Below are 14,233 nucleotides of genomic sequence, written 5' to 3'. Positions count from 1 at the left end.
GGCGTTCTGATGCGTACAGGAACAAAAACCACACTGCTTTTGATGCTCTTTGCGCTCTACTATCTGTTGCCGGTGCCGTTTCGCGACCTCTGGCAGCCCGATGAGCTGCGTTACGCGGAAATAAGCCGTGAAATGATTGTCAGCGGTAACTGGGTTGTGCCGCACTTTTTTACGTTGCGCTATTTTGAAAAACCCATCGCCGGCTACTGGATAAACAGTCTGGGTCAGCTGGTGTTTGGCCACACTAATTTTGGCGTGCGCGCCGGCGCGCTGTTCAGCACCTTTGGCAGCGGCCTGCTGATTTTCTGGCTTGGATGCCGGATGTTTGCCAGTCGTAACGTCGCGCTGCTGGGCAGTGTCGTTTTTATGACCTCGCTGCTGGTTTATGGCATTGGCACTTACGCCGTGCTGGACCCGATTCTGATGCTGTGGCTGACGGGGGCAATGTGCAGCTTCTGGTATGCAGCTCAGGCACGCACATTCCGGCAACGGTTCTCCGGCTATCTGCTGCTGGGGGCGGCCTGCGGCATGGGGTTTATGACAAAAGGCTTTCTGGCACTTGCAGTCCCGGCACTGGCAATTGTGCCGTGGATGATGTGGCAGCGTCGCGTTATGGAGCTGCTGCGTTGGGGGCCGCTGGCGCTGCTGACCGCCGTGCTGCTCAGCCTGCCGTGGGCGCTGGCGATAGCGCAGCAGGCGGGAGATTTCTGGCACTACTTTTTCTGGGTTGAGCATATTCAGCGTTTTGCTGAAGAGAATGCGCAGCACAAAGCGCCTTTCTGGTATTACCTGCCGGTGCTGGTTGCGGGCGCGCTGCCCTGGCTGGGGCTGCTGCCCGGCGCGCTGATAAGCGGCTGGCAGCAGCGCCGCCAGCAGGCAGGCATGCTCTATTTACTGTGCTGGGTCGTGCTGCCGCTGCTGTTTTTCAGTATTGCTAAAGGCAAACTGCCCACCTATATCCTGCCCTGTTTCGCCCCGCTGAGTCTGCTGATGGCACGTTATGCGCTGGGTAACAGCGCACGATTAAGCACCGCGCTGCGTCTCAACGGCTGGATAAACCTGATGTTTGGCGCGCTGACCGCGCTGACGGTGATAAGCGTACTGGCGCCCTGGGGGCTGGCACACCGGCCGCTCTACAGCAGCGACGAGAAGCTGCGCGCCTCTCTGGCGGCGCTGGCGTTTACCGGCTGGGCGCTGGCGGCAGGTGTCAGCCTGCATACCCGGCGCTGGCAGCTGGCAGCGCTCTGCCCGCTGGCGCTGGCGCTGCTGGTGGGATTCGCCATTCCCGAGCGAATACGGGACGCCAAACAGCCGCAGAACTTTGTCCGTAACATAGCGGATCAGCTTACGCACAGTCGCTATATTCTGGCAGATAACCCCGGCGTCGCCTCTGCGATTGCCTGGCAGCTTAAGCGCAGCGATATGATTTTTTATACGTCCAAAGGCGAACTGGAATATGGCCTCAGCTATGCCGATGCCCGGAAACGTTACGTTGCGGATGCAGATTTTGCCGACTGGCTGCGGATTCATCGCAGAAAGGGGGATGTCGCGCTGGTACTGATGCTGGATGCCGGACAGAAAACGCCCGATGCGGCGCTGCCGGTGCCGGATGAGATCTGGCAGCAGGGCCGGCTGGTCTGGTACGGATACCGCCACGCGCCATGAACCTGCTGCTGATTGTTCTGGTCAGCCTGCTCAGCTGTGCAGCTCAGCTGTGTCAGAAGCAGGCCGCGCTGGTGGCGTCAGACGCTCCGCGCAGGCGCATGGTGCTCTGGCTCGCGCTCAGCCTGCTGCTGCCTGGAATGGCGATGCTGCTCTGGTTGCAGGTATTGCGCAGTGTGCCGGTCAGCCAGGCGTATCCGATGCTCAGCCTTAACTTTGTGCTGGTTGCCGCAGCGGCACGCCTGATCTGGCGCGAAGCCTGTACGCTGCAGCAGTGGCTGGGCACGCTGCTGATTGTCACAGGGGTGGCTTTGATGGGGAGCCAGCTATGAAAGGCACCGGTCTGGCACTCTGCAGCGTGGTACTGGTGACGCTGGCGCAGCTGATGCTGCGCGGCGCGATGATGAGCTTTCCTGCGTTCAGCGCGCTGCTGCATGGCGGCGCGCGTCCTGCGTTAATGCTCTGCGCGGGCCTCGCCGCCTACGGGGTGTCGATGCTGTGCTGGCTTGTGGCGCTGCGCTACCAGCCGCTCAACCGGCTCTATCCGTTACTCAGTCTGAGCTATGTACTGGTCTGGCTGGCTGCTGTTGTACTGCCGTGGTTTCATGAGCCCTTTCGCTGGAGCAGTCTGGCGGGCGTGGTGCTGATTGTGGTGGGCTTACTGGTGATATCGCTGCCGCGCAGTAAAAAACCGGGCTGCTGATATGCACTCAGGCAGCAGGATACAAGCTGATGTAAATCACTCAAAGAAGCAGCGGAGTCGGTCAGCCTGATGTTTTAGTATCCCTTCAGTTGCCTTCCAACCCGTACGTATCAGGACTGAATATGACCGGTAAACTAAGCAGCGACCGCCTCTGTATTAATCGCAAAATTGCCCCCGCCCTGAGCATCAGTGAATTTTTCGCGCTGGTGGCAAAGCTGGGGCTGCACAAGGTTGAACTCCGCAACGATATGAAAAGCGGCAGCGTGACCGACAATCTCGGCGGCGCACAGGTCAGCGCGCTGGCCCGTGAGCATGCCCTGACTATCGAAACCATCAATGCCGTTTATCCGTTTAATCAGCTCAGTGATGAGGTGCTGGAAAAGACCCGTAGCCTGCTGAAAGACGCTGCGGAAAGCGGTGCAAAAGCGCTGGTGCTCTGTCCGCTCAACGATGGTACGCCGGTCAGCGACGCGCAGACTATTGACGCTCTGCAAACCCTGGCGCCGCTGTTTGCGGAGCAGGGCATTCAGGGACTGGTTGAGCCGCTGGGCTTTCCGCAGAGCTCGCTGCGTTCAGCCGCGCAGGCGCAGCGGCTGATTAAACAGGCCGGGGTGCCGTTCAAAATTGTGCTGGATACCTTTCATCACCATCTCTATGAAGGCGCCGAAGCGGACTTTGCCGGACACGTCAATGTTCATGAGATTGGTCTGGTTCACCTTTCCGGCGTGACCGATACCCGTCCGGCTGCAGAGCTGACGGATGAAGAGCGTATCATGCTTAGCGCTGATGACAGACTGCAGACAAAACAGCAGGTTGCCCGCCTTGAAGAGATGGGTTACCGCGGTATCTATGCGTTTGAACCCTTCTCGTCGGTGATGGAGAACTGGAGCGCTGCAGAGGTTGAGCAGCAGATCCGCAGCAGCATCGACTACCTCAACAGCTAACCGCGACCGGCTAAGGGAACAGACTATGACACTCAATATTGGCGTAATTGGTACCGGTGCAATCGGCCGTGAACATATCCGGCGCTGCAGTCAGGTGCTGCAGAACGCGCGCGTGGTAGCGCTGAATGATATCGATCGCCGTCAGTGCGAAGAAGTAGCAGCTGCGCTGCAGCTGCAGGCGGAGATATACGACAGCGCGCACGACCTGATCAATGCGCCCGACGTACAGGCCGTGCTGGTGACCTCCTGGGGACCGACACATGAAGAGTTTGTGCTGGCCGCAATCAAAGCAGGCAAGGCTGTGTTTTGTGAAAAACCGCTGGCGGTCACAGCGCAGGGCTGCATGAATATTGTTGAAGCGGAGATGGCCGGCGGTAAAAAACGCGTGCAGGTCGGCTTTATGCGTCCGTATGACAGCGGGTATCGTGCGTTAAAGCAGGTGGTGGAGAGCGGTGAAATTGGCGCGCCGCTGATGCTGCATTGTGCACATCGCAATCCGGAAGTCGGTGACAGTTACACAACAGATATGGCGATTACCGATACGCTGATTCATGAGCTGGATGTGCTGCGCTGGTTACTGAATGACGATTACGTCAGCGCACAGGTGATCTGGCCACGCAAAACGCGCCACGCCAGTTCACATCTGAAAGATCCGCAGATTGTCCTGCTGGAAACGGCGCAGGGTACACGCATCGACGTTGAAATTTTTGTTAACTGCCAGTACGGCTATGACATTCAGTGTGAAGTGGTGGGAGAAAGCGGCATTGCCCGGCTGCCGGAACCGATGGCGGTACAGACGCGCAGTAACGCATCGCTCTCTGTGGCCATTCTGACCGACTGGAAAAAGCGCTTTATTGATGCTTACGATGTGGAGCTGCAGGCGTTCATTAACAATGTCCTTGCAGACGAGCTGACCGGGCCTTCTGCCTGGGATGGTTATGCGGCGGCGGTGGCAGCAGACGCCTGCGTCGCGGCGCAAAAGAGTGGTGACATTGTTCCGATTACCATGCCGCCCCGTCCGGCTTTTTATCAGTAATCCTGCCTAATCTGCGCGCCTGGCTTACGGGCGCGTTACTGTCATCGCCTGATTACAGGCGCCGCAATCTTTTTTCCGCTTTGTGCTCTACATACTAGTACATGATGTGTATCATCCCGCCTTTGCTAATTTTCTGAGTCGTTTGAATGTCAGTACCTCAACTCACGTCGCGCCAGCCCTCAGTCTGGTGGGGCGCTATGATCATCTGTGGCACCGTCGTGGGTGCCGGCATGTTTACGCTACCCGTTGTTATGGCAGGAAGCTGGTTTGGCTGGGGCGTGCTGCTGCTGTTTATCAGCTGGGGCGCTATGCTGCTCTCCGGCCTGCTGTTTATGCGGGTCAGCCTGCATTATGCAGCCGGGGAAGGCTATGACACCCTTGTACGCGATCTGCTGGGACGCGGCTGGGCGATACTTAACGGTTTAAGCATCCTGTTTGTACTGGGGATTCTGACTTACGCCTATATTTCCGCCAGCGGTCCGGTCTATCAGCACTCCCTCAGTCAGCTGGGCGTACCGCTCACAACGGCCGGTGCAAAAATTGCGCTGACGCTGCTGGTTGCAGTGGTGGTGTTGCTTGGTACGCGTGGCGTGAGCCGGCTGATGACCTTCTGCGTGGTGGCAAAAATTGCACTGCTTATTTTGTTATTTGGCGGACTGCTGATGCAGGTTGACAGCGGCTCGCTGCTGCAGCCAGCGCCAGAAGGCAGCGCGTACTGGCCCTATGCGTTTGGCGTGCTGCCGTTCTGCCTGGCGTCTTTCGGGTATCACGGTAACATCACCGGTCTGGTCAGCTATTACCAGCGCGACCGTCGCAGGATCGCGCGTGCCCTGCTGCTCGGGACGCTGATATCGCTGGCGCTCTACCTGTTCTGGATCGTCAGTACGATGGGTAATCTGCCGCGCAGCGCGTTTCCGGCTATTGTTGCGCAGGGCGGTGACATCGCCGCGCTGATGGCGGCCTTAGGTACTCATCTGCAGGTGCCGGCATTAAGCCTGATGTTGTCGCTCTTCTCTCATTTTGCGGTTATCGCGTCGTTTCTTGGCGTCACGGCAGGATTGTTCGACTTTGTTGCCGACCGGATGGGATGGGGAGATACACCCGGAGCACGGGTAAAAACGGCGCTGCTGACGTTTCTGCCGCCGCTGCTGGCCTCCATCCTCTGGCCACACGGGTTCGTGGCGGCTATTGGCTACGCCGGTCTGTTTGCAACCCTGTGGGCAGTTCTGATCCCGGCCTTACTGGCGTGGCGGGCAGGGCAGCGCTTCACCACGCATGAAAAATCGCCGCTGGCGATTACGCTGGTGGTACTGTTTGGTGTGCTGAACATCGCCGCGTGGCTGCTGAGCTGGCTGGACTGGCTGCCGTTATTTGGCGCGAGCTGAAATGAGAACGCGCTGGTCTGAAGCCAGCGCGTTTTGAATATCAGTTACCGCGATAGGTTGAGTAACCATACTGGCTCAGCAACAGCGGGATATGGTAATGCTGATCGGTTTTTTCCAGGTTAAATATCACCGGAATTTCCGGAAAGAAAGTCTGCTGATTAACCGACTTATAGTACTCCCCGGTTTTGAACACCACACGATAAATACCTGACTGCGCCATTTTATCTTTTGGATAAAGTGCCGGGATCCGCCCCTGCGCATCCGTGGTGGCTTCCGCCAGCTTTGTCCAGTTATCGCCTGCTTTCTGATCCAGCTCCACTTTTACACCCGCAGTAGGGATACCGGTTTGCAGATTAAGCACGTGCACGCTGACCGGATTTTTCATGGTATCAGCGGCGGCGACGCCAGCAGTGCAAAGTAATACAGCAGAAAGCAGAAGGTGTTGAGGTTTCATTTCATCGTCCTTTAATGTGAATGCGTGAAATGAAGCATAAAGGCTAAAGGCCGGAGCGCCTTACTCTGGTCGCAATCTGTGAAATTTCCCAGAAAGCAGCGGCAGGCGGGCAGCCTGCCGCAACGGATTATTTACCGTTCTGTACCAGGGTGCCTTTCAGGCCGTGCGGCTCTGAACGCAAATATTGCGGCGGGGCTTTGACGGTGGCGCCCAGTTCAGCGGCGGCGTGCCACGGCCAGTGCGGATCCCAGAGCATACCGCGTGCCAGCGCGATCAGATCCGTATCGCCGGTATGCAGGGCCTGTTCTGCCTGCTGCGGATCGGTTATCAGTCCGACGCCAATTACCGGGATATCCACTACTTTACGGATATCGCGCGCAAACGAGAGCTGGTAGCCTGGGCCGATATCGATCTCCTGATCGGGTGACAGCCCGCCGCTTGAGACATGAATATACGCACAGCCTGCGGCGGCCAGCTGCTGGCTGAACGCAATAGACTGCTCATTATCCCAGCCGCCGGTTACCCAGTCAGTGGCTGAAATACGCACGCCCACCGGCACTGAGTCTGGCAGGGCATCACGTATCGCCTGAAAGACCTCCAGCGGATAGCGCATGCGGTTTTCCAGCGATCCGCCATACTCATCATCGCGCTTATTACTGAGCGGTGAAAGAAACTGATGCAGCAGATAACCATGAGCGGCATGCAGTTCAACCAGTTCAATTCCGATGCGCACCGCGCGCTGTGCGCTATCAACAAAGGCCTGCTTCAGACGCATCAGTTCTTCTTTACTCAGGGCATGTGGCGCCTGTTCACCCGACTGATAAGCCTCGGCGGAAGGTGCCACCGTCTGCCAGCCTCCCTGTTGCGCAGAGATCTGCTCGCCGCCTTCCCAGGGTACGGCACAGGAGGCTTTGCGCCCTGCGTGACCCAGCTGAATACCTATCGGCAATGTGGCCCATGGACGGATATCCTTCAGCACGCTGGCCAGCGCAGCTTCGGTCTCATCGTCCCATAATCCCAGATCGCCCGGTGATATGCGGCCGATATCCTCAACGGCTGTTGCTTCGATAATCAGCAGGCCGGCACCGGAGAGGGCGAGCTGCCCCAGATGGATACGGTGCCAGGCAGTAGCTTTACCCGCCTCAGCGGAGTACTGACACATCGGCGCAATAATAATGCGGTTCTCCAGCGAGAGCTGTCCCAGTTTTGTGGCGCTAAATAACAGACTCATCTTAACCTCATGTTTTCAGGGGATCTCAGGTGAAGTAAGTGTAGATGGTCATGAGCAAACGGAGGTTACGCGATGCAGGGATTCTGTTTCTAAGCGTTAAAGCGGGAAAAACTACACCCTAGTTACAACATACTTAATCAATTTAACTATTTTACATGAGACCACAGCAATCGTATCGCCTGACAGGAACACAGATGGGCGCTAAATGAAGGCTTACATCTGAACGAGCAGAGCTAACGATATACAGCGGCATCCTGCGGATCCGGCCAGAAACGCTGGCCATAATGACACCGGGCGCGGATGGCAGGGCAATGCTGGTTTACTCCTGACAGCAATCCGGTCTTTTATGTTGCTTGCAATAAGTAGTATTGGAAAAAACCGGCAAAGCGTTCGCTGTAACCGCTTGTCATCTTAAGAGCAATGTTTTTGCCCCTTACATAGTCAGCAATATCAATATTTACAGGGGTATGGCCAAAGATAATTACGTAACCTTTCCTGTTAAGCAGCGTAATCAGCTTATCAATAACAGGGGCTGTCTGATCGTGTCTTATCACTTCATGATTAGCAAAGCGGCAAAAAATGATATCGAACCTGGTACGGGCACTGGTTTGCATAAAGTCGCTGTGTACAACATGCGGAAGCTGCTGCCTGGCTTTTACAACCATTTTTTCAGCACGATCTGCAGCAAAATAGTTTAGCCGGGGAAGTTGCTGTTTTAATGAGGCAAGAAATGCTCCGGTAGAGCAGGCGGGGTCAAACACACGGCACCTCGGAAAAGCGATATCCTGAAGCAATTTCAGAGTATGTAACCGGAAATGCGCTTCCTGCCTGTCCAGCTTCTCCGGCGTATCAGCCATCTGGTTCCAGAATGATTCCGGGCATATAGCCTCATTACCCTGGTCATCCAGCGGCGGCCACGGAAAGTGAATATTATAATCCGGGCAGGCGGGGAGTAATTTTTCACGCCACGCCGGATCGTCGGGCACTCTGATGCCAAGGGTTATTTCATCTTTAGTTTCATCCAGCGAAATGAGTATGCCGCGTATCATCCCGGGAAGAATGATGCTATAGGCAGTGTCGTGAATAAATGGCGTCCGTATGCCGGCAAAAAGTGATTCCTTTGTTGTCATGATAAAAATATCATGCCGCTCGCGATTCGGGACCCGAATGTAGATTATTTTACGCATGTCTGATCCTGATCATTCCGGCAGGGAATAACGACGTTACCCAACGTGACCAGGGCGAATCGCTCCATACCAGGCATGACGGCGCAGGCCAGTGACACGCCGGCAGGATCGCTGTCTATCTCTTTAAGCCATACAGGCAACCCGGCCATTTCGCACATTGTTGTCAGGCAGTGAAGGTGCTCTTGCAGATTCAGTTCAACGCGTTTCTGAGGCAGGTCAACGCTGACGGAAGCGAAGCTGCTAAAATCGGCAACAAGGCTGCGATATAATTTTTTATGCTTTCTCAGGTTTTGCTGGTGTTTTTCCAGCTCCTCAGTGAAGTAAGTGAAATTATCGGCCAGTTTATGCAGCTGGACCAGTTCTTTGATAGCCCTGGCAACCGCATGGTCGGCATAAAGTGAACAGCCAGCGCCGTAGATGTTTATCCCCATGCGTGGCTTACTCTTACAGTAAGCAAGATAAACAGGAGGCAGTGACGGTTCTGAAGCATCAATAATTTTAATTTCATCCTCTAAGGCAGACTGAGCATCATTGAATATTTTTTCAGATGCAGGGGGCAGTGAGTCCGTATTAACCAGTCGGATCTCTTTTTGTGTACCGTAGAAAAACGTTTTTGCCAGCAGGAGACCTGTGCAGTGCCGCTCTATTATTTCCCCGATGGCGTGAATTGCTGCTTCAGTAAAACCATAACCCGCAGCGATACCTGCATTACTGGTATAGCGTCGCGCTGCGCTATAGTCTGTAGTGTCTCCCTGAATGATATGGCTGAAATATTCGCAATTCGTTAAAAAAAGAGGCCAGAGCAGTGACGCACTACCCTTTTTATCTGTAAATTCCACTGCTGCAATTTTGGCGGGTAATGATTTCGCAAGAATAGGTAATGGCAATATCCCGCGAAGTTCTGCCTGCTGAATGACTGACTTGAAGGGATATAACCTGCTTTTCTCTCTGAGTGCCGGAAAGCTTCTGTAATGTTCATAAGCTTCATAGAGTGCACCAACGCTGGCTTCCTCTGCATAGCCTTTACCGCAGCCAGCGATCGGTCTGGTGTTACTCCCCTTATTTAACAGTGTAACCGTAGCTGAAAGCGTATTGCCAAAGTTGTCATTTTTGATCTGTATATTCTGGCGGGAAAAATAACGTTCTATCGCTTTTCTTGACCTGGTAAGGGTGACAGATCTTTCAGGCAGGATAATCATGATAAATGTCCATATTAAAGCGGCACAATAATGTGCCGCTGAAATGTTAGTCTTCAGACTGACTCTCTTCATCCGCCTGTGAGACGGATGCTAATACTTCCTGTTCTTCAATAGTGAGTACAGCTTTGTTTGCATTTTCACTATTGCTGTTGCTGATGCCTGAGTTTAAATATCCCATGATCATATTCCTTTATTAATAAACCGCCGATTGCGGTATAAATATATTTAATTTATGAGAATTTTAAATTCAAATCGCAAATAATAAATATGTGCACCAGATCAAAGTATGTTTATTGAAGGTTTTTGCTATTTTATTAGTGTTTCTGGCGTATATATCGATCGGAAATTGTCTGATTACCGAAAAATCAAACCATCTCTTTTAAAAACGTTTTCTGACTGGTTGATAGTTAAGGAAATATCAGAAGCTGTAATTACGCTGGCATCCGTATATTTTATTAAAAAGTTTCCTGATTAAGTTGCATAAATCAATCATCTCTAAGTCTGATACAAGGAAATATATTGGGATAAAATCTGTTGTTTTGCCTTTCTCACCAAAAAAAAGACGGCCCGGAGGCCGTCAAACGCCCCAGTGGTGGTTAAACACCGGGGCAGCGAGGTCACACAATGATGAAGAGGTTAGCCTTTGACGCCGCCTGCTGTCAGGCCGCTGACCAGCCAGCGCTGTGCCAGCAGGAACACCAGCGTGATGGGAATGGCAGACAATACCGCGGCGGCGGCAAAGTCGCCCCAGAGGTAGTTCTGCGGGTTTAAATATTGCTGCATGCCAACAGCCAGCGTATAGCTGTTAACGTCCCGTAACAGTAATGAGGCAACCGGCACTTCGGTCACTGCGGCGATAAAGGCCAGAATAAACACCACGGCCAGAATCGGCACTGACAGCGGCAGCAGCACCAGACGAAACGCCTGCCACGGTGTGGCACCATCCAGCGCAGCCGCTTCTTCCAGCGAGCCGTCAATCGTTTCAAAATAGCCCTTAATGGTCCAGACATGCAGCGCAATGCCCCCCAGATAGGCAAAGATTACGCCGCCGTGCGTATTGAGGCCGAGGAAGGGGATATACTGTCCCAGCCGGTCAAACAGCGCATACAGCGCCACCAGCGACAGCACCGCCGGGAACATCTGAAAGATCAGCATCCCTTTCAGCAAGGTTGCGCGGCCGGCAAAACGCATGCGGGCAAAAGCGTAGGCGCAGGTGGTGGATAACGTGACGATACCCAGCGCGCTAATCGCCGCGATTTTCACTGAATTCCACAGCCAAAGCAGTACCGGGAAGGGCGGCGGCGTAACGCTGCCATCTGCATGGGTAACGCTGAAGCCCAGTGCCAGTTTCCAGTGCTCCCAGGAGATCTGATCTGGGATCAGCGATCCGGTTGCAAAATTGCCGGAACGCAGTGAAATAGCGACCACCATCAGCAGCGGAAACAGAATGCCGGCAATAAAAACCAGCAGCAGCAGATGCGTCAGCAGCAAACGAAGCTTTTGCGATTTGGGTTGAACCATTGCCATAATTTTTCCTCAGTCAAACTTCATGCGCACAGCTTTCAGGTTAATGACGGCGAGCGCCCCGACCAGCATAAAAATCAGCGTCGCAATAGCCGCAGCCAGGCCAAAATCCTGTCCGCCGCCGCCCTCAAACGCAATACGCCAGGTATAGTTAACCAGCAGATCGGTATAGCCAGCAGGCGTAGTAGTACCGATGCGATCCGGCCCGCCGTTAGTCAGCAGCTGCACCAGAACAAAGTTATTAAAATTGAAGGCAAAACTGGCGATCATCAGCGGCATAAGCGGCTTAAGCAGCAGCGGCAGCGTAATGCGGAAAAAATTCTGCAGCGGACCTGCGCCATCCATCGCCGATGCTTCATAGAGATCGTCCGGAATGGCTTTCAGCAGCCCCATACACAAAATCATCATGTAGGGATAGCCAAGCCAGGTGTTCACAATCACCAGCATGGTACGCGCCAGCGCTGGATCGCTGAACCAGGCAGGCTGGACGCCAAACAGCGCATTGAGCATGACGTTAACTTCGCCAAAACTCTGGTTAAACAGGCCCTTAAAAATAAGGATGGAGATAAAAGCCGGTACGGCGTAAGGCAAGATCAGCATCACGCGGTAGATAGCCTTACCACGCAGCGCCTCCCACTGCACCAGGCAGGCCAGCACCATGCCCACTGCAACGGTCAGGATCACCGTGACCAGAGAGAAGATCAGCGTCCAGCCGAAAATGGCGAGAAACGGTTTCTGGATCCCTTCATCGGTAAAAACGCGCGCAAAATTCTTCCAGCCTGCGTTGACCGTAAAGCCCGGGCTAAGTTGTTCACTGTTCCAGCTGCCGTCGGCAGCTATCTGCTGGTAAAAACCCGTATCGGGATTAGCCTGATAGCGTACGCCGGTTTGCTGATTTTTCAGCACACCCCGGCGCTCTGCAACATACAGCGGGCGGGTACCCGAGAACTGACGTAACGAGCTCATCACCAGTTCACGCCCATCCGGCAACCGGGCACGGATCTGGCTCAGCGCCTGGCGGTGCGTGGTGATCACTTTCAGCGTGGCGCGCTGCGTGGCGGGCAGCGACGCCTGCTGCAGCGTCAGGGTCTGCGCGGCACCCAAATCAAACGGCGTGGAAACGTAGCGCTCACCGCTGCTGCTGTCGCTGAGCATCAGCTGCCAGCGCCGATCGGCCGGATAGAGTGCAAAATTCAGTCCTGCGCCATCCTGATACTGCCTGCCAAGCAGCACCTGCTGCGCGCGTTCCTGCGAAAGCTGATTGGTACTGCTGTAATTGGTAAACGCGATAGCGATAGTACAGGCCAGTGGAAACAGCACAAAAATAGCCATGCCGGCCAGCCCCGGATAGACATAGCGCCACGCGTAAGCGCGGCGATTAGCATAAATCCAGATGCCGGTCGCACTGACGATCAGTGTCATGAGCGCAAACAGATATTCACCCTGCGCATACATCAGCACCAGCAGATAGCCGACTAACAGACAGCAGCCGCCAACCAGTGCGCCTTTCAGCATCCGGCTGTACCGTTCCGTTTTTCCTGACATGATTCGGAATTCCTCAACAGCTGATAAAAAGCCGGCCAGCGCCGGCTTCAGAGAAGGTTCACTTGTTCAGACGGGCCTGCGCATCTTTCAGCGCGGCGTCGACGCTCTGACGTCCTTTCAGCGCATTGAGTGTGGCGGTGCGCATGGCATACCAGAAAGCGGACATCTGCGGAATGTTTGGCATGATATCGCCATTCTGCGCATTGCTCATGGTGGCGGCGATACGCGGATCTTTTTCCAGAATGGCCTGATACGATTTCAGCGCCACGGCACCCAGCGGCTTATCTTTATTAACCGCTTCGAGTCCGTTATCCGTCAGCAGGTAGTTTTCCAGAAACTCTTTTGCCAGCTCTTTGTTAGGGCTGGCGGCATTAATACCGGCGCTCAGTACACCGACAAAGGTTTTAGACGGTTTGCCATTAAGTGTGGGCAGCGTGGTCACCCCGTAGTTGATACCGCTTTTATCGATGTTGCTCCACGCCCACGGGCCATTAACGGTCATTGCCGTCTGCCCTTTATTAAACGCCGCTTCTGCTATCGAATAGTCAGTATCCGCATTCAGCACGTTGGCTTTGACCTGATCTACAAGGAACTGCATGCCCGCTTTCGCCCCTGCGTTATCCACGCCAGTATCTTTGATATCAAATCCACTCTGGGTAGGTTTGAAGGCGTAGGCACCGCCTGCCGCCAGCAGTGGCCAGGTAAAGTAGGGCTCCTGCAGGTTAAACATAATGGCGCTCTTGCCTTTGGCCCGCAGCTGCTTATCCAGATTGGCGATGGCTTCCCAGCTTTTTGGCGGCTCAGCGACCAGATCTTTGTTATAGATGAGCGAAAGCGATTCTACGGATACCGGGTAACCAATCAGCTTGCCGTTGTAACGCACCGCATCCCAGGTAAAGGGAAACAGTTTATCCTGCACATTTTTATCGGGTGAAATCTCTGCCAGCAGGCCGGACTGTGCGTAGCCGCCAAAACGGTCGTGGGCCCAGAAAATGATATCGGGGCCATCCCCGGTGGCGGCCACCTGCGGATACTTCTCCTCCATCTTGTCCGGATGTTCCACGGTGACTTTGATGCCGGTCTCCTGCTCAAATTTTTTGCCAACCTCGGCCAGTCCGTTGTAGCCCTTGTCACCGTTGATCCAGATAACCAGTTTTCCCTCTTCGATTTTTGCCATTGCCGAAGCAGAGAACAGCACAGCGGAGAGCGCGGAGAGCGCGAATAAGCGCGAGACGGTTTTCATTGTCATAAGTCCATCCTGTAAACGAAAGCGGAAAGTAGCGTCCCGTTTATTGTCAGGTTCTGCCGTCGTGTTTCATCCTCCTGCTCTCTACGCCTGCGGGCATAAGTGCGTGATCGTGCC

14 protein-coding genes are annotated in these 14,233 nt (G+C 54.4%); 6 read left to right on the top strand and 8 right to left on the bottom strand.

The genetic code is table 11. The annotated features are described in order from the left end of the window. The first annotated feature begins 9 nt into the window (after positions 1-9). The 6 genes from arnT (at position 10) to B3041_RS01795 (ending at position 5,730) form a co-directional block, all read left to right on the top strand. Positions 10-1,665, top strand: coding sequence for a lipid IV(A) 4-amino-4-deoxy-L-arabinosyltransferase (gene arnT, locus B3041_RS01820; protein WP_292968750.1), 1,656 nt, complete (start codon positions 10-12; stop codon positions 1,663-1,665). Then, the gene (arnE, locus tag B3041_RS01815; protein ID WP_292968748.1) at positions 1,662-1,994 is read left to right on the top strand and encodes a 4-amino-4-deoxy-L-arabinose-phosphoundecaprenol flippase subunit ArnE; all 333 of its coding nucleotides are present in this window, start codon (positions 1,662-1,664) and stop codon (positions 1,992-1,994) included. Before arnT ends, arnE begins: the two co-directional genes overlap by 4 nt. Then, positions 1,991-2,365, top strand: a complete 375-nt coding sequence (gene arnF, locus B3041_RS01810; RefSeq protein WP_065647372.1) for a 4-amino-4-deoxy-L-arabinose-phosphoundecaprenol flippase subunit ArnF — start codon at positions 1,991-1,993, stop codon at positions 2,363-2,365. The genes arnE and arnF overlap by 4 nt, the downstream gene beginning before the upstream one ends. 122 nt (positions 2,366-2,487) lie before the next feature. Next, a complete protein-coding gene (locus B3041_RS01805; RefSeq protein ID WP_292968745.1) occupies positions 2,488-3,309 on the top strand; it encodes a TIM barrel protein in 822 nt (273 codons plus the stop codon). 25 nt (positions 3,310-3,334) lie between these two features. Further along, the gene (locus tag B3041_RS01800; protein WP_292968743.1) at positions 3,335-4,345 is read left to right on the top strand and encodes a Gfo/Idh/MocA family oxidoreductase; all 1,011 of its coding nucleotides are present in this window, start codon (positions 3,335-3,337) and stop codon (positions 4,343-4,345) included. A gap of 146 nt (positions 4,346-4,491) precedes the next feature. Continuing rightward, on the top strand, positions 4,492-5,730 hold the full coding sequence (locus B3041_RS01795; RefSeq protein ID WP_065647375.1) for an aromatic amino acid transporter: 1,239 nt from the start codon (positions 4,492-4,494) through the stop codon (positions 5,728-5,730). A 40-nt stretch (positions 5,731-5,770) separates the two neighbouring features. On the opposite strand, the gene uraH is transcribed toward B3041_RS01795, so the two are convergent. From uraH to malE, 8 genes are all read right to left on the bottom strand, one after another. After that, entirely contained in the window at positions 5,771-6,184 is a 414-nt protein-coding gene (gene uraH / locus B3041_RS01790; RefSeq protein WP_071668326.1) for a hydroxyisourate hydrolase, read from the bottom strand. A 127-nt stretch (positions 6,185-6,311) separates the two neighbouring features. Next, a complete protein-coding gene (locus B3041_RS01785; protein WP_292968738.1) occupies positions 6,312-7,415 on the bottom strand; it encodes an NADH:flavin oxidoreductase/NADH oxidase in 1,104 nt (367 codons plus the stop codon). A gap of 344 nt (positions 7,416-7,759) precedes the next feature. Then, positions 7,760-8,602, bottom strand: a complete 843-nt coding sequence (locus B3041_RS01780; protein ID WP_292968736.1) for a class I SAM-dependent methyltransferase — start codon at positions 8,600-8,602, stop codon at positions 7,760-7,762. Continuing rightward, a complete protein-coding gene (locus B3041_RS01775) occupies positions 8,590-9,801 on the bottom strand; it encodes a YcaO-like family protein (protein WP_065647379.1) in 1,212 nt (403 codons plus the stop codon). Before B3041_RS01775 ends, B3041_RS01780 begins: the two co-directional genes overlap by 13 nt. Before the next feature lie 46 nt (positions 9,802-9,847). After that, a complete protein-coding gene (locus tag B3041_RS01770) occupies positions 9,848-9,979 on the bottom strand; it encodes a hypothetical protein (protein WP_292968733.1) in 132 nt (43 codons plus the stop codon). A 458-nt stretch (positions 9,980-10,437) separates the two neighbouring features. Beyond that, on the bottom strand, positions 10,438-11,328 hold the full coding sequence (gene malG, locus B3041_RS01765) for a maltose ABC transporter permease MalG (RefSeq protein ID WP_065647380.1): 891 nt from the start codon (positions 11,326-11,328) through the stop codon (positions 10,438-10,440). A 9-nt stretch (positions 11,329-11,337) separates the two neighbouring features. Then, a complete protein-coding gene (malF, locus tag B3041_RS01760; RefSeq protein WP_292968729.1) occupies positions 11,338-12,870 on the bottom strand; it encodes a maltose ABC transporter permease MalF in 1,533 nt (510 codons plus the stop codon). Between the two features lie 58 nt (positions 12,871-12,928). Beyond that, positions 12,929-14,119, bottom strand: coding sequence for a maltose/maltodextrin ABC transporter substrate-binding protein MalE (malE, locus tag B3041_RS01755; protein WP_292968727.1), 1,191 nt, complete (start codon positions 14,117-14,119; stop codon positions 12,929-12,931). Positions 14,120-14,233: the final 114 nt, after the last annotated feature.

Origin of the sequence: Pantoea sp. UBA4549, from assembly GCF_002387285.1 — a bacterium.
GTDB classification, from domain to species: domain Bacteria; phylum Pseudomonadota; class Gammaproteobacteria; order Enterobacterales; family Enterobacteriaceae; genus Pantoea; species Pantoea borealis.
Note: the sequence above shows the minus strand (reverse complement) of the source record. Positions and strands in the feature narration are given on the sequence as shown.

Excerpts from the sequence above, each read along its gene's own strand:
- malF (WP_292968729.1), bottom strand. The coding sequence starts at position 12,870 with ATGTCAGGAAAAACGGAACGGTACAGCCGGATGCTGAAAGGCGCACTG.
- B3041_RS01805 (WP_292968745.1), top strand. The coding sequence starts at position 2,488 with ATGACCGGTAAACTAAGCAGCGACCGCCTCTGTATTAATCGCAAAATT.
- arnF (WP_065647372.1), top strand. The coding sequence starts at position 1,991 with ATGAAAGGCACCGGTCTGGCACTCTGCAGCGTGGTACTGGTGACGCTG.
- B3041_RS01795 (WP_065647375.1), top strand. The coding sequence starts at position 4,492 with ATGTCAGTACCTCAACTCACGTCGCGCCAGCCCTCAGTCTGGTGGGGC.
- B3041_RS01780 (WP_292968736.1), bottom strand. The coding sequence starts at position 8,602 with ATGCGTAAAATAATCTACATTCGGGTCCCGAATCGCGAGCGGCATGAT.
- B3041_RS01775 (WP_065647379.1), bottom strand. The coding sequence starts at position 9,801 with ATGATTATCCTGCCTGAAAGATCTGTCACCCTTACCAGGTCAAGAAAA.
- arnE (WP_292968748.1), top strand. The coding sequence starts at position 1,662 with ATGAACCTGCTGCTGATTGTTCTGGTCAGCCTGCTCAGCTGTGCAGCT.
- B3041_RS01770 (WP_292968733.1), bottom strand. The coding sequence starts at position 9,979 with ATGGGATATTTAAACTCAGGCATCAGCAACAGCAATAGTGAAAATGCA.
- malE (WP_292968727.1), bottom strand. The coding sequence starts at position 14,119 with ATGACAATGAAAACCGTCTCGCGCTTATTCGCGCTCTCCGCGCTCTCC.
- uraH (WP_071668326.1), bottom strand. The coding sequence starts at position 6,184 with ATGAAACCTCAACACCTTCTGCTTTCTGCTGTATTACTTTGCACTGCT.
- arnT (WP_292968750.1), top strand. The coding sequence starts at position 10 with ATGCGTACAGGAACAAAAACCACACTGCTTTTGATGCTCTTTGCGCTC.
- malG (WP_065647380.1), bottom strand. The coding sequence starts at position 11,328 with ATGGCAATGGTTCAACCCAAATCGCAAAAGCTTCGTTTGCTGCTGACG.
- B3041_RS01785 (WP_292968738.1), bottom strand. The coding sequence starts at position 7,415 with ATGAGTCTGTTATTTAGCGCCACAAAACTGGGACAGCTCTCGCTGGAG.
- B3041_RS01800 (WP_292968743.1), top strand. The coding sequence starts at position 3,335 with ATGACACTCAATATTGGCGTAATTGGTACCGGTGCAATCGGCCGTGAA.